The organism is Achromobacter sp., from assembly GCF_050285585.1.
Classification (GTDB): Bacteria; Pseudomonadota; Gammaproteobacteria; order Burkholderiales; family Burkholderiaceae_B; genus Achromobacter.
This window is the reverse complement of record NZ_JBLZXF010000001.1, coordinates 192507-215503: the sequence shown is the minus strand read 5'-3', so window position 1 is coordinate 215503 and position 22997 is coordinate 192507. Positions and strand designations below refer to the sequence as shown.

The 22997-nt window shown below is 67.4% G+C and carries 24 protein-coding genes; 9 read left to right on the top strand and 15 right to left on the bottom strand.

The features are described from left to right. Nucleotides 1-18 precede the first annotated feature (18 nt). Together ACN6PJ_RS01040 and ACN6PJ_RS01035 are read right to left on the bottom strand one after the other, a co-directional pair. Nucleotides 19-657, bottom strand: coding sequence for an arylsulfatase (locus ACN6PJ_RS01040; protein WP_427994035.1), 639 nt, complete (start codon nt 655-657; stop codon nt 19-21). A 496-nt stretch (nt 658-1153) separates the two neighbouring features. Continuing rightward, entirely contained in the window at nt 1154-2098 is a 945-nt protein-coding gene (locus tag ACN6PJ_RS01035) for an AraC family transcriptional regulator (protein WP_427994034.1), read from the bottom strand. 291 nt (nt 2099-2389) lie between these two features. Here ACN6PJ_RS01035 and ACN6PJ_RS01030 point away from each other — a divergent pair, with 291 nt between their 5' ends. From ACN6PJ_RS01030 to ACN6PJ_RS01005, 6 genes are all read left to right on the top strand, one after another. After that, entirely contained in the window at nt 2390-3604 is a 1215-nt protein-coding gene (locus tag ACN6PJ_RS01030; protein ID WP_427994033.1) for a cytochrome P450, read from the top strand. A gap of 12 nt (nt 3605-3616) precedes the next feature. After that, entirely contained in the window at nt 3617-3850 is a 234-nt protein-coding gene (locus ACN6PJ_RS01025) for a ferredoxin (protein ID WP_427994032.1), read from the top strand. Nucleotides 3851-3887: 37 nt separating this feature from the next. Beyond that, nucleotides 3888-4832: a PDR/VanB family oxidoreductase gene (locus ACN6PJ_RS01020; RefSeq protein ID WP_427994031.1), complete on the top strand. Its 945-nt coding sequence runs from the start codon at nt 3888-3890 to the stop codon at nt 4830-4832. Nucleotides 4833-4919: 87 nt separating this feature from the next. Next, entirely contained in the window at nt 4920-5798 is an 879-nt protein-coding gene (locus tag ACN6PJ_RS01015; RefSeq protein WP_427994030.1) for a fumarylacetoacetate hydrolase family protein, read from the top strand. A 38-nt stretch (nt 5799-5836) separates the two neighbouring features. Further along, entirely contained in the window at nt 5837-6661 is an 825-nt protein-coding gene (locus ACN6PJ_RS01010) for a polysaccharide deacetylase family protein (protein WP_427994029.1), read from the top strand. Nucleotides 6662-6764: 103 nt separating this feature from the next. Further along, complete coding sequence (locus ACN6PJ_RS01005; protein WP_427994028.1) at nt 6765-7691, top strand: SphA family protein; 927 nt, start codon at nt 6765-6767, stop codon at nt 7689-7691. A 225-nt stretch (nt 7692-7916) separates the two neighbouring features. Here the strand turns inward: ACN6PJ_RS01005 and ACN6PJ_RS01000 are convergent, their stop codons facing one another. The 11 genes from ACN6PJ_RS01000 to ACN6PJ_RS00950 all read right to left on the bottom strand — a co-directional run bounded on the left by ACN6PJ_RS01000 (nt 7917) and on the right by ACN6PJ_RS00950 (nt 17860). Next, the gene (locus tag ACN6PJ_RS01000; RefSeq protein ID WP_427994027.1) at nt 7917-8756 is read right to left on the bottom strand and encodes a hypothetical protein; all 840 of its coding nucleotides are present in this window, start codon (nt 8754-8756) and stop codon (nt 7917-7919) included. A gap of 60 nt (nt 8757-8816) precedes the next feature. Beyond that, nucleotides 8817-9428 (bottom strand): LON peptidase substrate-binding domain-containing protein, encoded by a 612-nt coding sequence (locus tag ACN6PJ_RS00995; RefSeq protein ID WP_427994026.1) that lies wholly within the window; start codon nt 9426-9428, stop codon nt 8817-8819. 9 nt (nt 9429-9437) lie between these two features. Further along, entirely contained in the window at nt 9438-9845 is a 408-nt protein-coding gene (locus tag ACN6PJ_RS00990; RefSeq protein WP_427994025.1) for a carboxymuconolactone decarboxylase family protein, read from the bottom strand. 93 nt (nt 9846-9938) lie between these two features. Continuing rightward, complete coding sequence (locus ACN6PJ_RS00985) at nt 9939-10574, bottom strand: ANTAR domain-containing response regulator (protein ID WP_427994024.1); 636 nt, start codon at nt 10572-10574, stop codon at nt 9939-9941. Nucleotides 10575-10576: 2 nt separating this feature from the next. Next, entirely contained in the window at nt 10577-11740 is a 1164-nt protein-coding gene (locus ACN6PJ_RS00980) for a transporter substrate-binding domain-containing protein (protein WP_427994023.1), read from the bottom strand. A gap of 44 nt (nt 11741-11784) precedes the next feature. Beyond that, nucleotides 11785-12498, bottom strand: a complete 714-nt coding sequence (locus ACN6PJ_RS00975; protein ID WP_427994022.1) for an ABC transporter ATP-binding protein — start codon at nt 12496-12498, stop codon at nt 11785-11787. After that, the gene (locus tag ACN6PJ_RS00970) at nt 12495-14312 is read right to left on the bottom strand and encodes an ABC transporter permease subunit (RefSeq protein WP_427994021.1); all 1818 of its coding nucleotides are present in this window, start codon (nt 14310-14312) and stop codon (nt 12495-12497) included. Before ACN6PJ_RS00970 ends, ACN6PJ_RS00975 begins: the two co-directional genes overlap by 4 nt. Continuing rightward, nucleotides 14305-15138, bottom strand: a complete 834-nt coding sequence (locus ACN6PJ_RS00965) for a branched-chain amino acid ABC transporter permease (RefSeq protein WP_427994020.1) — start codon at nt 15136-15138, stop codon at nt 14305-14307. Before ACN6PJ_RS00965 ends, ACN6PJ_RS00970 begins: the two co-directional genes overlap by 8 nt. Before the next feature lie 39 nt (nt 15139-15177). Then, on the bottom strand, nt 15178-16344 hold the full coding sequence (locus tag ACN6PJ_RS00960) for a substrate-binding protein (RefSeq protein WP_427994019.1): 1167 nt from the start codon (nt 16342-16344) through the stop codon (nt 15178-15180). Nucleotides 16345-16379: 35 nt separating this feature from the next. Continuing rightward, nucleotides 16380-17264, bottom strand: coding sequence for a nitrilase family protein (locus ACN6PJ_RS00955; protein ID WP_427994018.1), 885 nt, complete (start codon nt 17262-17264; stop codon nt 16380-16382). A gap of 251 nt (nt 17265-17515) precedes the next feature. Further along, nucleotides 17516-17860: a GFA family protein gene (locus tag ACN6PJ_RS00950; RefSeq protein WP_427994017.1), complete on the bottom strand. Its 345-nt coding sequence runs from the start codon at nt 17858-17860 to the stop codon at nt 17516-17518. 93 nt (nt 17861-17953) lie between these two features. Here ACN6PJ_RS00950 and ACN6PJ_RS00945 point away from each other — a divergent pair, with 93 nt between their 5' ends. After that, complete coding sequence (locus ACN6PJ_RS00945; protein WP_043547967.1) at nt 17954-18382, top strand: VOC family protein; 429 nt, start codon at nt 17954-17956, stop codon at nt 18380-18382. Between the two features lie 43 nt (nt 18383-18425). Continuing rightward, nucleotides 18426-19865 (top strand): MFS transporter, encoded by a 1440-nt coding sequence (locus ACN6PJ_RS00940; RefSeq protein ID WP_427994016.1) that lies wholly within the window; start codon nt 18426-18428, stop codon nt 19863-19865. 39 nt (nt 19866-19904) lie between these two features. Here ACN6PJ_RS00940 and ACN6PJ_RS00935 read toward each other — a convergent pair whose 3' ends face one another. Next, nucleotides 19905-21098, bottom strand: coding sequence for a M20 aminoacylase family protein (locus tag ACN6PJ_RS00935; RefSeq protein ID WP_427994015.1), 1194 nt, complete (start codon nt 21096-21098; stop codon nt 19905-19907). Between the two features lie 58 nt (nt 21099-21156). Next, entirely contained in the window at nt 21157-22143 is a 987-nt protein-coding gene (locus ACN6PJ_RS00930; RefSeq protein ID WP_427994014.1) for a Bug family tripartite tricarboxylate transporter substrate binding protein, read from the bottom strand. Nucleotides 22144-22277: 134 nt separating this feature from the next. On the opposite strand from ACN6PJ_RS00930, the gene ACN6PJ_RS00925 reads away from it, so the two are divergent. Then, nucleotides 22278-22994, top strand: a complete 717-nt coding sequence (locus tag ACN6PJ_RS00925) for a GntR family transcriptional regulator (RefSeq protein ID WP_427994013.1) — start codon at nt 22278-22280, stop codon at nt 22992-22994. Nucleotides 22995-22997 lie beyond the last annotated feature (3 nt).

The window sequence follows — 22997 nt, the reverse complement described above, 5'->3', positions numbered from 1 at the left end:
TGATATAGCGGGACCTCGCTACACCTCCCGCGTGGCGCGGACCGCGTCCAGCGCTGCCTGTACCCCGTGGATCGGTCGACGCTTGTTTCCCACTAACCCCACAGATCCCGCCATCCATGGATGGGCGTAGGCCACGACATCAAAGCCCTGGGCGTACGCCTCATCCGCGGCCTGCGCACAGGCCACCATGCTTGCCGCTTGGTTTCCTCCCTGGTAAAGCGCCCAGGCGCTAGGGATCAATTGGACCGTCACGCTCGCGCCGGTGGCGGCCGCATAGTGCTCGAAGAGCGCCCGGTTCGGTGCAATGCTTGCTTCGACCGCGCAGAGGACGGCAAGCTTTCCTCCGGCGCTCGACGCCGCTTTAGCCAGGGCCGTGTCTGCCCGGATGACGGGAACGTCGACGGTTCCCATGGTGTCGACTGCGGGGCCAAGCGTCGCGCATGTCACGACTACTGCGTCAGCGTCGATCATCAAGCCCCGCAACGCTTCGTGGACCAGCCCATGCGCGCTGCCCGGCGCCGACTGCTGCGCCATGGCCTGCCGCAGATCCTCGCGAGTCGCATGACGAATCTGATCTGATGACCAACCTGCTTTCACCGCCGCGAGTCCAAAGACCGCGTCATTCCCTTCCATCGTGTGCAAAAAAGCGATTTTCATACGACCAATCCTTTCGAAACAAGGTTCGAAACAGATTGTTCTATCGGCTCCATATCGCAACAAGGCCATTGGCAATACTGGTATCGACAGTTCTCCCTCCATGCAGATCGCATAGCGCTTGTGGGTGGGCAAGGAAAGCGGCGGTTCTTGGCGGAGCGCTTCCAACCCTAAGCGGCCATTTACCTTGCGCGCGACAAGCGGCAGTACGTCCATCCACAGGGCCGACGGCGCCAGCGGTAGCAGGGAAGTTGGCGGCGCAGGATTGCGTCGGTCTCAGCAGCCGGACGTGGCAAGGGCCGTTCAGGTCGACCAAGCTGCCGGTCACTGAGATTACGCTGCTGCAGGCGAGTACGAGGGAATTGAACACCACTTCTAGCTCGACTGGTGCGCCGCTCTGAGCCTGGCTGATGGAAAGCTCAGGGCGGGGCAGATGAAGCGGAGCTGAGCGAGCTGAGAGGTCAGCTTGGCGCACAAATCTTGTGCAGTTAGCATCGGCCTACCGTAGCGCGAACGGCCGCCGGTCGCCTGCACGGAACTGCCTCGGCTGCTCGCCGCTGTAGCGCTTGAACGCGATCGAGAACGCCGCTTCAGATTGGTAGCCCACCTGCCAGGCAATCCGGCCCACCGACATCGAAGTGTCCACAAGCAGGCGCGCGGCTTCCTGCATTCGGATGCGAGTCATGTAATTGAAAATGCCCGCGCCCAGCTCCCGTTGCGCCGCGGCGATCAGCCGCGAGCGCGAGGTTCCGGCAGCGCTGGCCAGCATTTCCAACGTCCAAGGTCGGGAAATGTCGCGGTGGAACTCGCGCAGCGCAAGCGCCACCCTTGAATCGTCGGGCAGCGCTATCCATGCCGGCAGTAGCGCCGTGTGCGCAGCGACGTAGTGCCGGATCAAGTGGATCACGACCAACTCGGCCTGGCGCAACGCCACGGCGCGAAAACCCGGGCGCTGCGAAGTCAGTTCGTCGCGGATGGATTCGGTCGCGCGGCACAGCCACAGCGGCAGTTCGTCGAAGTCCAGTTGCAGCACGTCGGGCAACGCGTCGAACAGCGCCGTGCTCGTGCCCTTGGCTGGCGCCATGCCGGCGTAGAACGTCGACGTGACGCCCGTATCAGGCGACTCGCCGAACGTGAGCGTACGGAAGCGGTCGGCATTGGCGGGATTGCGCAGATCAACGGGTTGGTTGGGAGAGGTGTGCAACGCATCCTGGACGATATGTTCCTGGGCGCGCAGGATCAGGCACACGGTCTTGTCGCGCACCGCGTTCTTTTGCCCCGAACGGGTCATGAGCAGGTTGCAGCCCGCGCCGGTGAACACATATAGCGACACCGGCCAGACGCCGCCGGGCATGTGCACGGCCCATGGGCTGCTGGATTCCGCCTGGCCCGCCTCGATCTCGGCGAGGTGGCAAGCGTCAAGCGCGGCGCTTATCGGGTCCATCTGTGTCTTCCATCCATTTCGACCCTCCGGGGAGGGGACATGTGGCACCAATTTTTACTCGAGGGGCCATGCCGGAAGGTAAACACTGTCGGACGGGCGCGCAATCCGTGAATCCCCGAGCATCCGAACAACCCCCGCCGGTGGCGCTTTCGCAAAAGGAAACGGGTCCCTTGCACGGCGGCGCGAAACCATACTCTCACCAGACCAAAGCGCAGACGTTCCGAGCACAGGAGACACTAGGCTGGACTCAAGACGCGCGGCGGATCGTTCACCCATTTCAAGAAGAATGCGATGCGCTCTACCGACCTCCCCGATCTCAAGTCCGCGGCTTTCCTCGCCGACCGATATCCGACCTATCGCCGCCTGCAAAGCGACTTTCCTCATTTCGAGATGGACATCAATGGCGAAGAGTGCATCGTCCTGACGCGTTACAGCGATGTGGACGAAGCGCTGCGCAATCCGCTGGCGACCGTGCAGCAGGCGCCCGGCGTGTTTCCCGAGCGCATCGGCCAGGGCGCGGGGGCACGCTTCTATCGCGAGTCGCTGCCGAACATTGACGCGCCCGACCATACCCGCATCCGCCGCATCGTCACCCCTGCGTTCAATCCCAAGACCGTCGCCAACATGCGCGGTTGGGTGGAAAAGGTAATCGTCGAGCATTTGGACAGGCTCGAGGGCCAGGACGAAATCGACTTCGTGTCTTCCTTCGCCGATCCGGTGCCCGCGGAAATCGCCTGTCGGTTGCTGCATGTGCCGGTGTCCGACGCCCCAGAGTTGTTCGCGCGCCAGCACGGCCTGAATGCGGTATTGAGCGTGTCGGACATCACGCCGGAACGGCTGGCCGAGGCTGATGCCTCGGCAGCCTTCTACTACGAGTACATGGATGACGTGCTGGACACGCTCAAGGGCAAACTGCCCGAGGACGACTTCGTCGGTGCGCTGATGGCTGCCGAGGTCAGGGACAGCGGCCTGACGCGCTCCGAGCTGGTGACCACGCTGATCGGTTTCCTGGTGGCCAGCTACCACACCACCAAGGTGGCAATGACCAACACGGTACTGGCCCTGCTGAACCACGATGGCGAACGGGCGCGGCTGGTGGCTCAGCCCGACCTGGCTCGCACCGCCTGGGAAGAGTCGCTGCGCTATGACTCGCCGGTGCATTTCGTGCACCGCTACGCGTCCGAGCCGCTCACGATCGGCGGCCAGCCCGTCGCGCAGGGCAAGCGGCTATTGCTGGGGCTGCATGCGGCGAGCCGGGACGAGAACCGCTTCGCGCAGGCCGACCACTACCTCATCGACCGTCCCGACAACCGCCATCTGGCGTTCGCGGGCGGCGGACATTTCTGCTTGGGGTCGCAGCTGTCCCGGCTGGAAGGCGACGTGCTGCTGCGCACGATCTTCCAGCGATTTCCCGCCATGCGGCTGACGGAAACGCGCTTCGAGCGCGTGCCGGACCTGACCTTCCCGATGCTCCTGCGCATGACTGTCTCGCTCCGCCCCGAGTAAGGTTGAACGACCATGAGTCAAATCACTGTCCAAATCCTGAACGGCATGTGTTGCGGCTTCGGCAACTGCGCGGCGCTGTGCCCCCAGGTCTTCGCGCTCGACTACGACACGAACCGGACGCGAATCCTGCCTGACGCGCCGCTGGCCGACTATGCGGCGGCGATCTCGAAGGCCGCCAGCGAGTGTCCGACACAGGCCATTTTCTTCAGCGCATCCGGCGACCAAGCCCGGGCTTCGCATGGTTGAGCACGCTCCGAGCCGCGCGACGGCGGATTGGCGGCCAATGCAGCTGGCGCGGCGCCAGCGGATCGCCGACAACATCTATGCGGTGACGCTGGCCTGCGAACAGGGCGCGCCGCTGCCCGACATCGCGCCGGGCGATCACATAGAAGTGCGGGTGCCGGGCGGTACGCGCGCCTACTCGCTGTGCAATCCACCCGACGCACGGGATGGCTACCACTTGGCCATCCATTGCGCGTCCGCGCACGGCGTAGCGCATTATCTGTGCGAGACGCACGCCATCGGCGCGCCCTTGCTGGTGCGAGGGCCGCACAATCATTTCGCGCTGTCACCCCGGCATCGGCGGGTTGTGCTGATCGCGGGAGGCATCGGCATCACGCCCATCATCGCCATGGCGGAATTCCTGGCGCGGCGCGGCCTGGACTTCGCCATGCACTACTGCGCGCGCAGCCGCGCCGCCGCCGCGTTCCTGGATCGGCTCGATGCCGACTCCTGCAGGCACCAGGTGCGATACCACTTCGATGACGACCTCAAGGAGGGGCAGTTGGATCTGGACAGGCTGTTTGCCGGCCTGGACGCGGACCAGCACGTGTATCTATGCGGTCCGAACGCGATGTTGGCCGACGCCGTGGCTTCGGCCGAACGGCATGGCCTGGCCGGCCACCTGCATTATGAGCGCTTCAGCGCGAGCCGACCGCCAGCGGCACAGGCGGCGGCAGAGGGAACGTTCGCAGTGGTGGCGGCGCGCAGTGGCCGGCGCGTCGACGTGCCGCCGGACTGCTCGATCGCCACCGCGCTGGCCCGCGCCGGCGTGGAGGTACCTCTGTCCTGCGAGCAGGGCGTGTGCGGCATGTGCATGACGCGGGTCCTCGACGGCATCCCCGACCATCGCGATGACGTGCTGTCGGCGGCCGAGCGCGCCTCGAACGACCTCATCCTGCCCTGCGTTTCGCGCGCAAAGTCGGCGTCGCTCACGCTGGACCTTTGAGGCGGCGCGCCGGGGCAATCGAACATCACTTGCACCCGTCATCCAGTTCGCTGGCGGTCGGGCGGGACAACATGCCTAGGAGATAAGATGAAACTTGCCATGTTCCACGAGGGCGGCCGAGACCGCCTGGGCGTCGTAGAGGCGGACGCGATCATCGACGTGACCGCGGACCTGCCGGCGCTGTCGCCCGATCTTGCCGACTGGCTGCCAGGGCAGGACACATCGTGGCGGCTGCTTGCGCTGCTGGCGCGCGAGTCAACGGCGCGCCTGCCGCTGTCCGCCGTGCGGCTGCTGCCGCCGCTGCGACGGCCGTCAGCATTCCTGGCCATTGGCGGCAACTATGCCTCGCATCTGCGGGAGATCGCCCGTCTGAACGTCGGCGTGGGAGAGCACCAGATCTGGTTCAACAAGCAGGCCTCCTGCATCACCGGGCCGTTCGATGACCTGATCATTCCCCCGGGCATGTCGACGTTGGACTACGAAGTGGAACTGGCTGTGGTTATTGGCCGACGTTGCCGCAACGTGCGAGCCCGCGACGCCATCCATTACATCGCCGGATACACCGTCTGCAACGATGCCAGCATCCGCGAGCGCCATCACCGCAGTCCGACAATCACGCTGGCCAAGTCATTCGATTCGCTGGGTCCGCTGGGGCCGTGGCTGGTCACGGCCGACGAGATCGCCGACCCGCACGCGCTCCAGGTTCGCACCTGGGTCAATGACGAACTGCGGCAAGACGGCAACACGGCGGAGATGCGCTTCAACATCTTCGATCAGATCGAGGAGCTGAGCAGCGCCATGACACTGGAGCCCGGTGATGTGCTGGCCACAGGCACGCCGGCCGGCATCGGCGCCGCGCGCCAACCACCGGTGTTCCTCGCGCCCGGCGACGTCGTGCGCATGCATATCCAAGGCATCGGCGACATCAGGAACCGCGTCGTGGCCGCGCCGCCCGCGCACACCTGAACGGCGGCGTCCGCACCTTCCAACCAGGACTTCCGATCATGCTATGCATCACGTTTGACAATTTCGGCAGCGCGGCCGGCGACGCGCTGCCCTGGCCTTGCCCCGCCAGCATCCCCGCCGCCGAATGGGCTGCCTACAACCAAATCGGCCTGGAGCTGGGCCATCCGCGCATCCTCCAGTTGTTGGATGAATTACAGATCCGCTGCACCTACTTCGCCGAGGGCTATGCGGCCCTGCGGCATCCGGATGAGCTGCTGGCCTGGCATGCGGCCGGGCATGAGATTGCCATGCACGGCTGGAAACATGAAATGTGGACGGGCATCGCCTCGCGCGAAGAAGAAGACCGTCTGATCCAGCTCGCCGTGTCGAGCATCCGCGGGTTGACAGGACTGGCGCCGGTGGGCTTCCGGCCGCCGGGGCTGGCCATCAATCCCTGGACGGACGAGTTGCTGGCGACGCACGGCATCCGCTACGTATCGCTGTCACTGGTTGGCGGGTCCGACGCGGCGCGCGCGCCAGCACCCGGCGCCACGGCGACGATGCTGACACGGGTGGCGGTGCTGCCTACCGATCCGGCGCTGATCGACGGCGCCGTCATCCATCCACGATTCGGCGGCATTTTCGGAACATTGGACGCGACGGCAGCCTATGAGCAGCTGTATCTGTCTGCGCTGGCCCACGAGACTGCGCGCCCCGACGAACCCTGGGTGCTGGTCGTGCATCCGTTCACCTCCGGCAACCGGGCCTGGTTCGGCTTCGAGCATTTCATGCGGCGCCTGGCCTTGGCGTTCGGGCCCGCACGCTTTGCGCTGGCGAAGGACGCGGTGCCTTCAACGACGCGCGCCCGCGCGCCCCTGGATTGATTTCAGACCGTCCGTCCGTGCATCGGCGCGGGCCGGCAGGCCGCGCGGGCCCGCGCCATTCGAGCAGCAGTCACACACAAAAGACCTATAAGGGAGACAAGTCATGAGGCATTTCGTTTTCATCGGCATCCTGCTCTGGGCCTGTTCGCGCAATGCGCTGGCGGCGCAAGGCGTGACCTATGGTGGTCCGGTCGGGGGCACCGACATACAGAGCGCCTACCTGCCGCCGTATCCGGGCGTATATGGTTCGGCCATCGCCGTGGGCGCGTTGGGGGAAAAGTTCTATGACAACGCCGGGCAGAGTTCCACGACTTCCGGAAGGCTGCCGGGCGGAATTGCGCAGTTCGGTCTTCTCTATGTCTATCCGCATAAGTTGTTCGGCGGCACGCTGGGCAGTTCCGTCTCCACTGGCTACGGCTGGGGCAGTATCACCGTCAACGGAAAGCATCAGAACTTCGAGGGCATGAACGACATCTACACCGACGTACTCATGTGGAGCAAGCATCTTGGCACTGTCGAAGCGGGCCGACCGCGCGGCTTGACGATGAAGCTGGGGTATTCGATGGTGCTGCCCACTGGCAAGTACGACGCGAAAGAACTGTACACGACGGGACGCAATACGCTCTATTACATTCCGAACGGCGCGTTCACCTATCTGACCGGGCCGAACTTCTTGGGCGATGGCACCGAGTTCAGCATGAGCTATTTCCTGGACATTGCCCGCAAGAATTCTGCGACCGGCTATCGGAACGGGATGGTGGTGGACGTGGACATGGCGATCAGTGAGGTCATCGGTCGATGGCAGCTGGGCGTGGCGGGGTACTACGCGCGCCAGATCGCCGACGACAGGCTGAACGGGCAACGTGTGTCGGGTAATCGCTTCGCCAGCGCGGCGGTCGGGCCGGTCATCGCGTACAACATGCCGGACTGCAAATGCAGCGTCAAGTTCAAGGCACAGTTCTCCGTGTTCACGCGAAATTCACTGGCGCCTAACGCCGCCTATTTATTCTTCAACAAAGCATTCAACTAGAGCGAAATATGAATATGGCGCGGTCTTTCGGCAATCAAACGACCGCTTCCTGTGTGGGGCGGGTGTGCTGTTGTCTTAGGGACGCAGCGGACGAAGGTCTCTTAATGGCCGAAGTCGGACACCGGCAGACAATTCGACTAGATGCATCACCGATCTACGGATCCAGACCTTTAGCTTGCGGTAAGCAAAGTTCGCGCTTGATGATCCCTCCGTTCTCCGAGGCGCTTAGTCATCCCCTCCCCCCGCCGCGTTCCTAGCCTCAGCCAGCGCCACCGTCAAATGCATCACCTTCTTCTTCAGCTGATCCCGCTCATCCGTCAGCCGGGTCAGCAACTCCCGTAACCGTGCAACTTCCGCCGGCAAATCCGCAATATTCTCAATAGGAATATCCGGCACCGCCTCGCGTGGCGGAGGCGCCTTGGCCTGGCGGACTTCACGAGCCGCCTGCTGTAGTTCCTTTCTGCCGCCAGCCGCGGCCGCTGCCTGGCGCTCGGGCGGCAACGTCGCCACCGCGGCCGCGGCGTTGATGGAGATGGCCCCATCCTTGACCGCCCGCACCAGTTCCGGCGCGGCCGCCTTCTGGATCTTCTCGATCTGCCCCAGCGTATTGCTGCTGATGCGCGCCGCCCGGGCCAGGGCCTGGCGGCTCAGGGCCTGCGGCACGGGCGCGGCCGCGACCGGCGGCGGGTCGCCGGAGTCTTCGTCCCAAGGGGGATCGTCGGGCGCGGGCGCGGACGCGGCGCGGGCTTGCAGGATTTCTTTCTTGCGCAATGCGAGGACGCCGCGCTGGAAGTCGGACACGCTGCGCCGGCCCAGGTGGTTTTCGATCATCCAGAGGTGCACGTCCTCCATGGATTTGAACGTGGTGTTCTGGCGGGTTTCGAAGGGGATGCCGTGCTTTTGGCACAGGGCGTAGCGGTTGTGGCCGTCGACCAGCAGGTCGCCCCATAGCACCAGGGCGTCGCGGCAGCCTTCGGCGAGCAGGCTGCGCTCCAGCGCCTCGCGCTCGTCGTCGGTCAAGGGGTCTATGTAGGCGCGCAGGCCCTCGTCTATCCTGATTTCCATGGTGTCCAAATACGGTTACGCCCGGGCCCTGTATCCGCTACGCGGACCCCTGCTCCGGCACTACGCCAGCCCCTGCCCCCGCAGCACGTCCTGGACCGCCGCCAGCCGCGCCACCGGATCGGTCATCGCGAGCAAGGTGGCCTTGTCGTCGGGCGGCAGCGGCAGCAGTTCGCACCAGCGGTCGGCGACCCAGCCGCAGTCGTCCAGCCGGAACGGCGGGCCCAGGGGCATTCTTTCGGCGGGCACGCCGTCTTGCTGCCACTGGGCGATCAGGCGTCCCAGCGCATCGGCGCTGGGTTGCATGGTTTCCGGCACGGGCATGGGCGGATCGTCGGGGATGGGTTCGGCCTGGCCCATCCAAAGGCCGTATTTTGCCACCTCGCTGGACAGCAGCCGGAAACGGCTGGTGCCGACGCAGCGCAGTTCCAGCAGCGCGGGCATGGGCGCGTCCCAGGCGTCGATGCGGGCCATGGTGCCGGCCGGGGCCAGGGTTTCGACGCCTTCGGGCGTGCGGACTTCGTTGCCCGAGAGCAGGCCCACCACGCCGAATTCGCTGCCGTCGGCGATGCAGCGGCGGATCATGTCCAGGTAGCGCACTTCGAAGATGCGCAGGTGCAGCACGCCGGCGGGAAACAGCGCGTTGGAGAGGGGAAACAACGGGATCAGAGACATGGCGGCCTCCTATTTCACGATGAATGCCTCGTCGACGGGAACCTGCATGGCGGTGACCAGGGCATTGGTCTGCGCGGCCATGCCGATCACGGCCAGCAGTTCGGCGTGCTGGCCGTCGGTCATGCCCTTGGCGCGGGCGGCGGCGGTGTGGGAGTGGATGCAGTAGGTGCAGCCGTTGGCGGTGGATACGGCGATGTAGATCAGTTCGCGCATCAGGGGCGAGAGTTCGCCTTCGGCCATCATGACCTGCTTGAGCTGCGCCCAGACGCGCTCCAGCTGGGGCGGGTCGTTGGCGAGCGCGCGCCAGAAGTTGTTGACGAAATCCGACTTGCGCGTGGCCCGGATGTCCTCGAACACCGCCCAGGCCTGGGGGTTCCGCCGGACTTCCTCGTCCGACAGCAATCGCACCGTTGTCATGGCAACTCGCTCCATCCGTGTATCAGTGGACGCGGATGCACCGGCACGGTCCGTCCGCACAGACTGTCATTGGACTGGAAACCGGCCGCGGGTTCAAGCGGTGTTGGCGGGCCCGGGGCGGCCGCCGCCCAGACCCAGTTTTTCCATGGCTTCGCTGGCGTCGACGATCATGGCGGCCACTTCCGCCACGCTGACGCGCAGCCGGGTGGCGCGGCCGCGCATGTGTTCGTAGGCTTCGCGTTCGTCCAGGCGCTGATGGTCCATCAGGACGCGGATGGCCTTTTCGATGACGCGCCGCGACTTGATGGTGCTTTCCAGCTTGTCGATCTTGTTCTGCTGGCGCAGCTGGAATAGCCGGGCGGAGCGCGCCAGCACCAGGGTGCTGAGGATGCCGGCGGAGCGGAACGGCCGGGTCAGCACGCCGTGGGCGTTGGTCTTGAGGAGCTGCTTGAGGGTGGTGGGGGTTTCGTATTCGGAGAGCGCGATGAGGGTGGCCTCGACTTCGCTGGCGGTCCAGGCGGCGCTGTTGCGGCCGCATTGGGAGACCTGGAAGAACACCACATCGGCGCCCGACGGCGGGCACTCCGGGAACGGCCAATGCAGGTGGATGCGGCAGCCGATGCGCTTGAGTTGCTCGACCAGCAGGTCGCGGTCTTCGCCGGGCGGGTACACCACCGCGACCGCCACGCTGCGCAGGTCCTCGTAGAGGCGGCGTAGGCTATGGTCCATGCTCATTTCAACCAGAACTCGTCCAGCCCGAACGCCGTCAGGTAGGGGTCGGGCTTCACCGGCACGCCGCTTTCCCAGACGATGTCGAAGCTGCCGTCCGGCCGGCACACGCCGATGCGCGGGGTCAGCACGCAATGGTTGTTCTCGGCCAGGATGGACAGGCGCCCGTCCGGCGCGTCGAACTCCACCTTGTGCACCGCCTGCACCAGCTTGCGGGTGTCCAGCGCGCCCACGCGCTGCAGGGCGCGCGCGAACAGGTGCATCTGGCTGTAGGAGGTTTCGGCGTAGACGTTGGCGGGACGGTCGCCGAAGCGTTCGCGCCAGCGCGCCAGGAAATGCGCGTTGCCGGGCGTGGCCACGGTGTTGAAATAGGTGGCGGCGGTGATGTGCCCGGCGCACAGCGCCGGGCCCACTTCGGCCACCTCGGCTTCGGTCATGGTGAGGCTGGCGATGGGGATGCTGGCCGCCGCCAGGCCGGCCTCGTGGTAGCGCTGGTAGAAGCGCTGGGCGTCCGACCCGATCAGCGTGGAGAACACCACGTCGGGCCGGATGCGGGCGATGTCCTTCACCACTTCCAGGATGTCGCGCTCGTCGCAGTCCAGCGGCAGATAGGTTTCGTCCAGGATCTCGCCGCCGTGCTCCTCCACGGTTTCGCGCATGATGCGGTTGGTTTCGCGCGGATAGATGTAGTCCGCGCCCACCAGGAAGATGCGCGAGCCGCAGTGCTGGATCAGGTAGGCGGCCAGTTGCATGCTGCCCTGGTTGGGCGCGGCGCCGGTGTAGATGACGTTGGGCGAATACTCGAAGCCTTCGTAGACCGAGGCGTACCAGAGCAGCGAGTTGCTGCGCTCCACCACCGGCAGCATGGCCTTGCGGCAATGCGAGGTGCAGCCGCCGAAGATCACGTTGACTTCGTCATCCAGCAGCAGCCGGGCGGCCAGGCGGCGGTATTCCTCGCAGTCGCTGCGGGGGTCGTAGGCGACCGGTTCCAGCGGGCGGCCCAGCACGCCGCCCAGGGCGTTGATCTCCTCCACGGCTAGAACGGTGCCGAAGAAGTGCTGCGATTCGGTCGTGCCGCTGACGCCGCTGCGCGAATACAGCACGCCGATGCGCCACCCGGGGCCGGTGGCGCCCGGGCCGCCGGGCGGGGTCAAGGGCGAGGCCATGGGAAGAATCCTGGACGGCGGGTCGGAAGCATGCGGGTTCTGGCTCATACCTTGAGATGATCAATGATATGGCCAGCGGCCTCCGGCGCGCCAGCGTCGCCTTCGTCGACGATGGCGCCCTGCTTGAGCACCAGGTATCTGTCGGCCACGCGCAGCGCGAACGCCACGTTCTGCTCCACGATGAACATGCTGGTCCCGCGCCGCTCGCGCTCCCAGTTGAGGACGCCTGCCAGCCGCTCGGTCACCGAGGGCTGCAGCCCTTCCGTGATTTCGTCGAGCAGCAGCAAGGCGGGCCGCTGCATGAGGCCCCGCGCGACCAGCAGCATCTTCTGCTCGCCCCCCGACAGGGTGCCCGCATGCTGGCGCAGGCGCGACGCGAACACCGGGAACAGTTCGGCGATCTCTTCGAAGCGCTCGTCGAACAGGCCGTCGCGCGCCAGGCCCAGTCGCAGATTGTCGCGGATGCTCAGGTCGGGAAACAGCGGCTGTTCCTGGGCCGCGTACGCCACTGCGCAGCGCGCTACCTCATGCGGCCGCAGGCGGGTGGCGTCCACCTCACCCAGCCGGACCCGGCCGCGCTGCTTGGGCAGGTATCCCATGACGGTCTTGAGCAGCGTGCTCTTGCCCATGCCGTTCTTGCCCAGCAGCGCCGCGCAGGCGCCTTTGGGCACGGACAGCGACACGTCGTTGAGCACCATCGAGCCCTTGTAGCCGCTGGACACGCCTTCCAGCCGCAAGGCCGGCGCAACATTCGTCATTGTTCCGCTCCTTGCGCGGACGGCGCGCCGCCCGCGTAGATGGTCCGCACCAGTTCCGATTCCGTCACCTCGCGGAAGCTGCCGTCCATGACGATGCGCCCCTGGTGCAGCACGACGATGCGGGTGGCGACCTCGGCCACGAAATCCAGGTCGTGCTCCACGAGCAGGCAGCACAGGCCGTGGCGCTGGGCCAGCGACGAGAGCACCGCGCCGATCTGCATGCGCTCGGCCTTGCTCAGGCCGGCCGTGGGCTCGTCCAGCAGGATGACGCGCGGCTCCAGCGCCAGCACCATGGCCAGCTCCAGGGCCTGCTGCTGGCCGTGGGACAGGTCGCGGGCCACGCTGTCCAGCCGCTGGTCCAGCCCGGTCATGCGCAGCACCTCCAGCGCATAGGAGGGCAGCGCCAGGGCGGGCGCGCGGCGGCGCCAGGACGGCCGTTCGCGCAGCGTGGTGGCGATGCGCAGGCTTTCCGCCACGGTCATCGTGTCGAACACGTTGGCGTTCTGGAACTTGCGCCCCAGCCCGTAGCGCACGCAGCGCGCCGGATCGTCGCGGCGCACGGCGTGGCCGCACAGTTCCACCTGCCCGTCGGAGCGTTCGGCGCCGTCGGCGATGCAGCGCATCAGCGTGGTCTTGCCCGCGCCGTTCGGCCCGATCAGTCCCACCAGTTCGCCGCCGCGGGCCTGCAGGTCTATGCCTTCCAGCACTTTCAGGCTGCCGAAGCGCTTGGCCACGCCCGCCAGTTGCAGCGCCGCCTGCCCGGCGCCAGGCGCGGCGGCCTGCCCTGCCCGCTCCGTCAGCGCCGGCGCGGGCGCCGCGGCCTGGTGCCGCCGCCATGGCGCCAGCAGCAGCGGCAGCAGCCCGCGCGGCAGCAGCAGGATCACCACGATGAAGGTCACGCCCAGCAGCAACTGCCACACGAAGGGCAGGTTGCCGCTAAGGTACGACCCCGCCACATTGATGAGGATGGCGCCCAGCACCGGCCCCCAGATGGTGCCGCGCCCGCCCAGCGCCACCCAGATGATGAGTTCCGTGCCGAACACGAATCCCGTCAGCTCCGGGGCCACGACGCCGCTGAAGGCCCCGTAGCCGAAGCCCGCCAGGCTGGCGATGACGCCGCAGACCGCCAGCAGCAGGATGCGCCAGCGGGCGGTGTTCAGGCCCAGGTAGCTGCAGCGCGCCTCGTTGTCGCGCAGCGCCACCAGGATGCGGCCGCCGTCGCTGCGCGCCGCCACCCAGGCCAGCAGCGCCACGGCCGACAGCCCGCCCGCCGCGATCACGTACCAGGCCTCCAGCGACAGGTCGAAGGTTTCGTAGCCGGTCAGGCCCGAGGACGATCCCGTCCAGGTGCCGCCCGACAGCACGAGCTGGGTCAGCACGATGGGCAGCACCAGCGAGATCACCGTGGCGAAGAACGGCGAGGCGCCCCGGTAGAACGACAGCCAGCCCGTGACCAGGGCCAGCGCCGCCGCCACCGCGACCGCCGCCAGCGCGGCCAGCCCCGCCGTCGCCGGGGAGAAGCCGTAGTGCGTGAACGCCAGGCCCGCCGCGTATGCGCCCACGCCGAAGAACGCCGACTGCCCGAAGGTCAGGTAGCCGGTATAGCCCCACAGGATATCCACCGTCACGGCGGCCGCCGCGAAGAACAGCGCCTTGATCAGCACGTTGAGCAGGTAGGTGTCGAACAGCCAGGGGCCGGCGACGGTCAAGGCCAGGCACAGGCCGGACAGCCACAGCAGGTCGCGGGAGCGCGAGGCCCGGCGCGCAGCGACGGCGGTTTCCGGCGCTGGCCGGGCAAGCAGCGTATCAGTCATGAGCGAATCCTTGGGGACGCAGGCGCAGCGTCAGCGCCGCCAGCACGGCGATCGTGACGCCGCCCAGGATGGGGCTGACGAGCACGCTGACCAGCACCTGGCAGGCCCCGTAGACCAGGCAGGTCAGCAGCAGCGCGGTGATCGAATGGCCCGACACCATGACCAGCATGAAGGCGCTGATCAGCCAGGCCAGCCCCATGTTCGGGTCCACGCTGGACAGCGGCGTGATCAGCGCGCCGGCCAGCGCCCCCAGGCCGGCGCCCAGGCCGAACGTGATGAAGCGGATACGCTCGGCGTTGATGCCCAGGCCGCGCGCCAGGTTCTCGTTCATGATCACCGCCCGCGTGCGCACGCCGAAGCGCGTGCCGTTGAGCAGCAGCAGCATGGCCCCGTACACCAGCAGCGCCGCCGGGATCAGCAGCAGCCGGTAGGCCGAGTAGTCGGTGCCCAGCAGCGCCACCGCGCCCTTGACCGGCGCGTCGGCGAACTGCACTTCGCGCCCGAAAGCCATGGTGATCAGTTGCCCGATCACGATGCCCAGGCCCCAGGTGGCCAGGATGGCGTCCAGCGGCCGCTTGTACAGCGGCCGCACGATCAGCCGTTCCACGCCCACGCCCACCGCCGCGCCGACGGCCAGCGCCAGGGGCAGCGCCAGCCAAGGGTTCAGGCCCAGCTGCGTCACGACCAGGCTGGCGTAGCTGCCCAGCGTAATGATGGCGCCGTGCGCGAAATTGACGATCTTCATGACGCCGAAGATGATCATCAGCCCCGCCGTCACGATGAACAGCATGGCCGCGGTGCTCAGGATGTCCAGCAGCAATCCCATCGGGGTCTCCTTTGCCGCCCGGCGGGCGGCGCGCAAACGCTACTTCAGGTCGGGGCACTGGGCGCCCGGGTCCACCTTGTCGAAAGACTGCAGGATGCGGATGGACCCGTCCTGCTGCACCTGGCCCAGGCGCATGGTGAGCGCCGCGTGCCGCTGGCGGTCCATCCGCACCGGGCCGCGCGGACCGTCCACCTGTACCTCGCTCAGCGCCTGCACGACCTTGGCGGGGTCGGTGCCGCCGGCCTTCTCGACCGCGGCCTTGTACAGGAAAAAGCCTTCGTACTGGGCGGCCGAGAATTCGTTGGCCGTCTTGGCCTGGCCGCCGAACTTCGCCTTCAGTCCGTCCAGGAACTTGCGGTTCTGCGGCGTATCGATGCTGGTCAGGTAGGAGGAGGACATGTACATGCCGGCCGCGGTGTCGCCCATGGTCTTGGCCGTGCCTTCGTCGATGGCCAGATTGCCGTAGGGCATGGCGAGGCCGGCGGCCTGGATCTGCTTGGCCAGGCTGACGTTGGGGCTGCCGCCCGCGGTCGAACTGATCAGCGCGTCGGGCTGCGCCGAGCGTACCTTGGACACGATGGCCGTCCAGTCCGAGCCGTCGATGGGCAGGTATTCCTCGCCCACCACCTTGCCGCCCTGCTTCTCGATGTATTCCCGCGTGAACTTCAGCATGCCGCGGCCGAACGCGTAGTCGCTGCCGATCAGGAAGAAAGTCTTGGCGTGGCGCGTTTTCATGAAGTGGTCCACCACCGGCGCGACCTGCTGCTCGGGCACCCAGCCGCTCACGTGCATCCAGCGGTTGCACGAGCGGCCTTCATAGAAAGAGGTGTAGATATACGGCACCTTGCCGCGGGCGATGATGGGCAGCGCCGCGTTGCGCGCCGCGCTGGTCTCCATGGCGATGACGGCGTCGACCTTTTTCTGGAACACCAGGGTGTCGTAGGCCTTCTGCGCGCCGACCGCGCCGGAGGCGTCGTCGGCGATCTCCAGCTCGATCCGGCGGCCCAGGATGCCGCCGGCAGCGTTGATCTCGTCGGCGGCCAGCTGCGAGGCCTGCACCACGCCGGGCGCCACTACGCTGTTGGCGCCCGACAGGCCGACCGGCACGCCGATCCGCAGCGGCTCCGCGGCATGGGCGCCGGCGGCGCCGCACAACAGCGCTGCGAAGGACAATCGGGCAAGAATCCTGCAAAACGGGAATTTCATGGGTTTCTCCTTGGGGGTCGGCTATCCGCCGTTGTTCACCGCTGGGCCGGCGCGTCCGCCGCGCCCAGCCGCTCGTCGTAGACATCGCAGCGCCGGTCGCGCAGCACGTGGTTGAACGCGTTCAACTGCCGCCCGCGGCGCGCGGCCTTGAGGTCGACGGCGGCAAGCAGGATCTCCTCGCGGTCGGCGCTGGCCGGGCCGGCCGCGGTCCAGCCCTGCGACCCCACGATCAGGCTGCGGCCCACGAAAGACTGTCCGCGCTCGACGCCGACCCGGTCGGCGCACACCACCGTCAGCCCGTTGCTGTGCGCGCCCGCGATCGCCAGCGCATGCGCCATGGCCGGACCGTCCGGCGTCTGGCCGGGCATGGGCACCCAGTTTGTCGGCACCGCGACCAGGTCCGCGCCGCGCAACGCCAGCAGGCGATAGACCTCGGGAAACCAGCCGTCGTAGCAGATCGCCACCCCCAGCCGGCCGAGTTCGGTATGGAACACGGGCAGGCCCAGGTCGCCCGCCTCGAAATACAGGTTCTCGTCGCCCCACAGATGCAGCTTGCGGTAGGTGCCGATATAGCCCTGCGGGCCGGCGACCAGCGCCGAGTTGTAGAGACGGTCGCCGCTGCGCTCCGCGATCCCCGCCACCAGGTAGATGCCCAGGCGCGCGGCCAGCTCGATCCAGGCCCGCGAGGACGGCCCCTCCGGCACGGGCTCGGCCAGGGCGTAGGCTTCCTCGCGGCTTTCGAACATGTAGCCGGTGTTGGCCAGCTCTGGCAGCACCACCAGACGCGCGCCCCGCGCGGCGGCCTCTTCCGCCAGCGCGAGGGAACGCGCCACGTTGGCGGCGACCTCGCCTATCGCCGGGGCCATCTGGACGCTGGCCACGTAGGTCGCGGGCGCGGGTTGCGGATCGAACGGTTGCATGCGGTCTCCTTCGCGGAAAACAAACGAAAAAGCCCCCGACCACGCAGTGCGTGCAAGTCGGGGGCTGTTATAGCCAGACGGAGTGTTCAGGCAGCAATCATTGCTGCGGGGTGCGGCAGGAGCGCGGAACGCGCCGCGCAAGGATCAATGCTGATCGTGGAGGAATAATAGGGATGCGGCGGCGCCCCGAACAATAAGAGGTTTCCCGGACGGCGCCCGGATGCGAGAATAGCGCCAGGCGTCGACGGGCCCTAGACGCTGCGGCCGTCGTACGGGATGCGGGTCAGCGCGTTCAGGTCCACCGTTTCCAGGCAGCGCACGTTCACCGCCGCCGTTTCCTCGCCCGTGGGGCTGGCGCCGAAGCCGAAAGGCGCGCAGCCGCAGTGAGCGCAGAAGTGATGCGAAATCACATGCTTGTTGAATTTGTAGGTCGACAGGCTGTCCGTGGACGAGGTGATGCGCAGGTTCGGACGCGGCACGAACCACAGCAGATAGCCCTTGCGGCTGCAGTGCGAGCAATTGCATTCCAGGACCTGGGACACGTCGCCGTCGACTTCGAATGCGATGCGTCCGCAGTGGCAACTTCCTTTTTGCATGGCCGGGCTCCTTGGGTATCGTGGGTCGGGCTTCCATCATAAAGCGGCGGCCGAGGTCTTGGCGCCGCTTTCGTCCAACCTTCTGGAGACATCATGCCCCAACTATCCGCCTACCTCAGCTTCGATGGCAACTGCGCCGAGGCCATGCGCTTCTACGAACGCGTGCTGGGCGGGCGGCTGGAGGCGCTGGTCCGCTACGCGGATGCCCCGCCCGACGCCGCCATGCCGTCCCTGTCCGCCGAGGACTCCGAGCGCATCATGCATGCCCGGCTGGGCCTGGACGAACAGATGCTGATGGGCAGCGACGCCACCGCCGGGCATCCCTACCCCGGCAAGCAGGGCGTGGCGCTGTCGCTGGCCTACCCCACGGTGTCGGACGCCCAGCGCGTTTTCGACATGCTGGCCGAGGGTGGCAGCATCACGATGCCGCTGCAGAAGACATTCTGGGCCGAGGCCTACGGCTCGCTGATCGACCGCTACGGCACGCGCTGGATGGTCAGCGGCGGGCGCCTGACCCACTGACCGCCAGCCGTCCTCAACGAAACATTCAAGGAATCGATAGCCGATGACGCATGGAATCCACGGCAAGCAACGATGGTGGGCGCTGCTGGTGCTCTGTCTGGGCGTGCTGATGATCGTGCTGGACACCACGATCGTGAACGTCGCCCTCCCCTCGATCCGGCAGGACCTGCATTTCTCCGAGACTTCGCTCGTCTGGGTGGTCAACGCCTATATGCTGACCTTCGGCGGCTTCCTGCTGCTGGGCGGGCGGCTGGGCGACCTGCTGGGACACCGCCGGGTGTTCCTGGCGGGGCTGACGCTATTCACGCTGGCCTCGCTGGCCTGCGGGCTGGCGCAGGGGCAGGCCCTGCTGATCGGCGCGCGGGCGGCCCAGGGGCTGGGCGGCGCGGTGGTGTCGGCGGTGTCGCTGTCGCTCATCATGAACCTCTTCACCGAGACCGGCGAACGGGCGCGCGCCATGGGCGTGTACGGTTTCGTCTGCGCGGGCGGCGGCAGCATCGGCGTGCTGCTGGGCGGCCTGCTGACCAGCGCCCTGTCCTGGCACTGGATCTTCCTGGTCAACCTGCCCATTGGCGTGCTGGTCTACGCGCTGTGCCTGCGCCTGATCCCGCCCGCCCCCGCCGCCGCGGGCAGCGGGCGGCTGGACGTGGCCGGCGCTTTCGCGGTGACCGCCTCGCTCATGCTGGCGGTGTATGCCGTGGTCAATGGCAATGAGGCGGGCTGGACCTCGGCGCAATCGCTGACGCTGCTGGGCGCGGCCGCCGCGCTGATGGCGCTGTTTCTCGCCATCGAAGCGCGGGTGCAATCCCCGCTGATGCCGCTGGGACTGTTCCGCCTGCGCAACGTGGCCACCGCCAACATCGTCGGCGTGCTGTGGGCCGCCGCCATGTTCGCGTGGTTCTTCGTGTCGGCGCTGTACATGCAGCTGGTGCTGGGCTACAGCCCCATGGAGGTGGGCCTGGCTTTCCTGCCGGCCAACCTGATCATGGCGGCGTTCTCGCTGGGCCTGTCGGCCAAGCTGGTGATGCGTTTCGGCATACGCGCGCCGCTGGCCACGGGCCTGTTCATGGCCGCGCTGGGGCTGGCGCTGTTCTCGCGCGCGCCCGTGGACGGCGGCTTCGCCGCGGACGTGCTGCCGGGCATGCTGCTGCTGGGCCTGGGCGCGGGCGTGGCCTTCAACCCCATGCTGCTGGCGGCGATGAGCGACGTGGAGCCCAGCCAGTCGGGCCTGGCCTCGGGCGTGGTGAACACCGCCTTCATGATGGGCGGTTCGCTGGGGCTGGCCGTGCTGGCCAGCCTGGCCGCGGCCCGCAGCGGCGCCCTCGCGCAGGCGGGCGCCGCGCCCACGGCGGCGCTCAACGGCGGATACCAGATGACGTTTCTGGCGGGCGCGCTGATCGCGGCGCTGGCGGCGGCATTGAGCGCGGTGCTGCTGCGTTCGCGCAACCGTGATTTGCCGGTCCGGGCGGAGACGCCGCATTGAACGGCCAAGGCCGGGCATGCCCAGCCCGGCGGCCCGGCGCTACGCGCTGCGCGCCAGCCACTGCTCGGCCAGCTTCACGAAGGCGCTGGACCCGATGGGCAGCAGTTCGTCGTTGAAGTCGTAGCTGGTGTTGTGGACCAGGCAGGGGCCCATGCCGTGGCCGGACTCGCGGTGCTCGCCGTCGCCGTTGCCGATGAAGCAGTAGCTGCCCGGCACTTCCTCCAGCATGAACGAGAAGTCCTCGGCCGCCATGATGGGAGCCTGGGCCAGCACGCGTTCCTGGCCCACCACCGTGGCCAGCGCGCCTCGCATGAAGGCGGTCTCCGCTTCGTGGTTGATGGTGGACGGATAGTGGCGGGTGAAGACGAAGTCGCACTCCGCGCCGAACATGCCCGCCACGTGCGCGGCGATTTCGCCCATGCGGCGTTCGATCAGGTCCAGCGTTTCGCGCGTGTACGCCCGCACCGTGCCGCGCAGCTCGCAGGTGTCGGCGATGACGTTGACCGCCTCGCCCGCGTGCAGCATGGTGACCGAAATCACCGCCGTCTCCAGCGGCTTCTTGTTGCGGCTGATGATGGTCTGAAAGGCCTCGATCATCTGGCCTGCCGCGGGGATCGGGTCGATGGCCAGGTGCGGCATGGCGGCGTGGCCGCCCTTGCCGCGTATGGTCACGTGGAATTCGCTGTTGGACGCCAGCACCGGGCCGGGCGACGAGGCGAAGCAGCCCACCGGGATGCCGGGCATGTTGTGCATGCCGAACACGGCTTCCATCGGGAACTTCTCGAAGAGGCCGTCGCGCATCATTTCTCGCGCGCCGCCGCCGCGCTCTTCGGCGGGCTGGAAGATGAGGTACACGGTGCCGTCGAAGTTCCGGTGGCGGGCCAGGTGCTGCGCCGCGCCCAGCAGCATGGCGGTGTGGCCGTCATGGCCGCAGGCGTGCATGACGCCCGGGTGCTTGCTGGCGTGGCCGAACTGGTTCGCCTCGTGCATGGGCAGCGCGTCCATGTCGGCCCGCAGCCCCACCGTGCGGGGCGAGCTGCCGTTGCGGATCACGCCGACCAGCCCGGTCTTGCCGAAACCGCGATGCACGGCGATGCCCCAGCTTTCCAGCAGCCCGGCCACCAGATCCGACGTGCGGTTCTCCTCGAAGGCCAGCTCGGGGTGCGCGTGGATGTCGCGGCGGACGGCGCGGATGGATGGCGAGAGTTCAACGATGTCTTCGATCAGGTTCATAAGGCGGTGCCGGCCTCGCGAGCGGGGCCGGAAAGTTGGGTGGAAGAATGAATGGTAGTCAATCGGGCTTGATGCCCAGCTTGCGCAAAACGGGACCCGAGGCGTCGCGTTCCTCGGAAACCCGCTGAGCGAAGGCGGGCGCTGCCAGGTGATACGGCAGCGAGCCGTGGCTGGCGTACATCTGCTTGAGCGCGCCGTCCTGCTGGGCGCGGCCGATCTCCGCGTTCAGCCGCTGCACGATCGCGTCGGGCGTGCCGGACCGGGCCGCCACGCCCAGCCATACGGCGCCTTCGAAGCCGCGGAAGTTGCGCGCGGCCAGCGTGGGCGCCTTGCCGAAGGCCGCGTCCGGCACCGTTTCGCTGATCGCCAGCGCGCGCAGCCGGCCGTCCCTGACCATGGGCTCGACCAGGGCGGTCCCCGCGAAGTACATCTGCGTGTCTCCGGCCAGCACGGAGTTCAGCGCGCCGGTGCCCGTCTTGAACGGCACGTGCATGATGTCGACGCCGGCCTGCTCGCGCAGCATTTCGAACAGCACGTGCGGCGGGCTGCCGTTGCCCGAGGACGCATAGTTCAGCTTGCCCGGCTGCTGGCGCGCCATGGCCAGCAGCTGGTCCAGCGACTGCGCGGGCATTTTGTCGTTGACGGTCAGCGCCATCGGGATGATCGCCAGGGGACTGACCGGCAGCAGGTCGCGCGCGGGGTCGTAGGTCAGCGCCGGGAAAATGTACGGGTTCCACACCAGGTGCGCATTCGTGACGAGCGCCAGCGTGTGCCCGTCCGCGGGCGCGGACTTCAGCTGCTGCATGGCCAGCATGCCGCCGGCGCCCGGCTTGTTCTCCACGACGACGGGCTGGCCGAGGGCCCGGTGCAGCCGCTCCGCCAGCGGCCTCGCGAACAGGTCGGGCAGGCTGCCGGGCCCGCCGTTGACCAGGATGGTCACCGGCCGCGCGGGCCAGGCCTCGGCGCGGGCCGAGGGGCTGGCCGCCAGCACGGCCAGCGCCGCCAGGCAGCCGGCGGCGCGCCGGATGTCATGTAGCCGTATCACTGCTTGTCTCCTGTGCGCCTGCCGCCGGCTTTGTGCCGGTCATACTGGGCGGCGTCTTATTTACGATAAGCAGCATAAATCTCGGCGTCAACAATTTTTATCGAGATTTTTGGAGGGCATGATAAAGTAGCGCCATGTCTGAAGGCACCCTGCTCCCTCCGCTTGCCCACGCCGCCTCGGCCAACACCCTGGTCGGCGCGGCCTACGTCAACCTGCGCCGCGACATCATCCAGGGCAAGCTGCCGCCCGGTTCGCGCCTGCGTGTCGAACACCTGAAAGACGACTACGGCGTGGGCGCCGGCACGCTGCGCGAAGCGCTGGCGCTGCTGGTGTCCGACGCCCTCGTCATCGCGCAGGGGCAGCGCGGCTTCCACGTCACCCCCATCTCGCTCGACGACTTCCGCGACATCACCGAAAACCGCGTGCTGCTCGAAACCGAGGCCCTGCGCCAATCCATCGCCGTCGGCGACGACGACTGGGAAAGCGCCGTGCTCGCCGCGTTCCACCGGCTGGGCAAGGCCGAGCAGCGCCTGGCCTCGGATCCCGACGCGCGCTTCGACGAGTGGGAGCAGCGCAACCGCGATTTCCACCGCGAGCTCATCCGCGCCTGCCCTTCGCGCTGGATGCATCATTTCCTGGGCATTCTCTACCAGCAGGCCGAGCGCTACCGGCGCCTGACCGTCACGCGCCGGCCCATCGCGCGCGACCTGCACGACGAGCACCAGGGCATTCTCGACGCCACGCTCGCCCGCGACGCCGACCGCGCCTGTACCCTGCTCGCCAGCCATATCCGCCTGACCTACGACGCCGTCGCCAAGTTGCCGCCCGAGCTCTTCACGCCTTCGGCCTGAGCC

What these genes read in the sequence shown, in the direction of transcription:
- ACN6PJ_RS01040 (WP_427994035.1), bottom strand. Translation starts at nt 657, where the DNA reads ATGAAAATCGCTTTTTTGCACACGATGGAAGGGAATGACGCGGTCTTT.
- ACN6PJ_RS01035 (WP_427994034.1), bottom strand. Translation starts at nt 2,098, where the DNA reads ATGGACCCGATAAGCGCCGCGCTTGACGCTTGCCACCTCGCCGAGATC.
- ACN6PJ_RS01030 (WP_427994033.1), top strand. Translation starts at nt 2,390, where the DNA reads ATGCGCTCTACCGACCTCCCCGATCTCAAGTCCGCGGCTTTCCTCGCC.
- ACN6PJ_RS01025 (WP_427994032.1), top strand. Translation starts at nt 3,617, where the DNA reads ATGAGTCAAATCACTGTCCAAATCCTGAACGGCATGTGTTGCGGCTTC.
- ACN6PJ_RS01020 (WP_427994031.1), top strand. Translation starts at nt 3,888, where the DNA reads ATGCAGCTGGCGCGGCGCCAGCGGATCGCCGACAACATCTATGCGGTG.
- ACN6PJ_RS01015 (WP_427994030.1), top strand. Translation starts at nt 4,920, where the DNA reads ATGAAACTTGCCATGTTCCACGAGGGCGGCCGAGACCGCCTGGGCGTC.
- ACN6PJ_RS01010 (WP_427994029.1), top strand. Translation starts at nt 5,837, where the DNA reads ATGCTATGCATCACGTTTGACAATTTCGGCAGCGCGGCCGGCGACGCG.
- ACN6PJ_RS01005 (WP_427994028.1), top strand. Translation starts at nt 6,765, where the DNA reads ATGAGGCATTTCGTTTTCATCGGCATCCTGCTCTGGGCCTGTTCGCGC.
- ACN6PJ_RS01000 (WP_427994027.1), bottom strand. Translation starts at nt 8,756, where the DNA reads ATGGAAATCAGGATAGACGAGGGCCTGCGCGCCTACATAGACCCCTTG.
- ACN6PJ_RS00995 (WP_427994026.1), bottom strand. Translation starts at nt 9,428, where the DNA reads ATGTCTCTGATCCCGTTGTTTCCCCTCTCCAACGCGCTGTTTCCCGCC.
- ACN6PJ_RS00990 (WP_427994025.1), bottom strand. Translation starts at nt 9,845, where the DNA reads ATGACAACGGTGCGATTGCTGTCGGACGAGGAAGTCCGGCGGAACCCC.
- ACN6PJ_RS00985 (WP_427994024.1), bottom strand. Translation starts at nt 10,574, where the DNA reads ATGGACCATAGCCTACGCCGCCTCTACGAGGACCTGCGCAGCGTGGCG.
- ACN6PJ_RS00980 (WP_427994023.1), bottom strand. Translation starts at nt 11,740, where the DNA reads ATGGCCTCGCCCTTGACCCCGCCCGGCGGCCCGGGCGCCACCGGCCCC.
- ACN6PJ_RS00975 (WP_427994022.1), bottom strand. Translation starts at nt 12,498, where the DNA reads ATGACGAATGTTGCGCCGGCCTTGCGGCTGGAAGGCGTGTCCAGCGGC.
- ACN6PJ_RS00970 (WP_427994021.1), bottom strand. Translation starts at nt 14,312, where the DNA reads ATGACTGATACGCTGCTTGCCCGGCCAGCGCCGGAAACCGCCGTCGCT.
- ACN6PJ_RS00965 (WP_427994020.1), bottom strand. Translation starts at nt 15,138, where the DNA reads ATGGGATTGCTGCTGGACATCCTGAGCACCGCGGCCATGCTGTTCATC.
- ACN6PJ_RS00960 (WP_427994019.1), bottom strand. Translation starts at nt 16,344, where the DNA reads ATGAAATTCCCGTTTTGCAGGATTCTTGCCCGATTGTCCTTCGCAGCG.
- ACN6PJ_RS00955 (WP_427994018.1), bottom strand. Translation starts at nt 17,264, where the DNA reads ATGCAACCGTTCGATCCGCAACCCGCGCCCGCGACCTACGTGGCCAGC.
- ACN6PJ_RS00950 (WP_427994017.1), bottom strand. Translation starts at nt 17,860, where the DNA reads ATGCAAAAAGGAAGTTGCCACTGCGGACGCATCGCATTCGAAGTCGAC.
- ACN6PJ_RS00945 (WP_043547967.1), top strand. Translation starts at nt 17,954, where the DNA reads ATGCCCCAACTATCCGCCTACCTCAGCTTCGATGGCAACTGCGCCGAG.
- ACN6PJ_RS00940 (WP_427994016.1), top strand. Translation starts at nt 18,426, where the DNA reads ATGACGCATGGAATCCACGGCAAGCAACGATGGTGGGCGCTGCTGGTG.
- ACN6PJ_RS00935 (WP_427994015.1), bottom strand. Translation starts at nt 21,098, where the DNA reads ATGAACCTGATCGAAGACATCGTTGAACTCTCGCCATCCATCCGCGCC.
- ACN6PJ_RS00925 (WP_427994013.1), top strand. Translation starts at nt 22,278, where the DNA reads ATGTCTGAAGGCACCCTGCTCCCTCCGCTTGCCCACGCCGCCTCGGCC.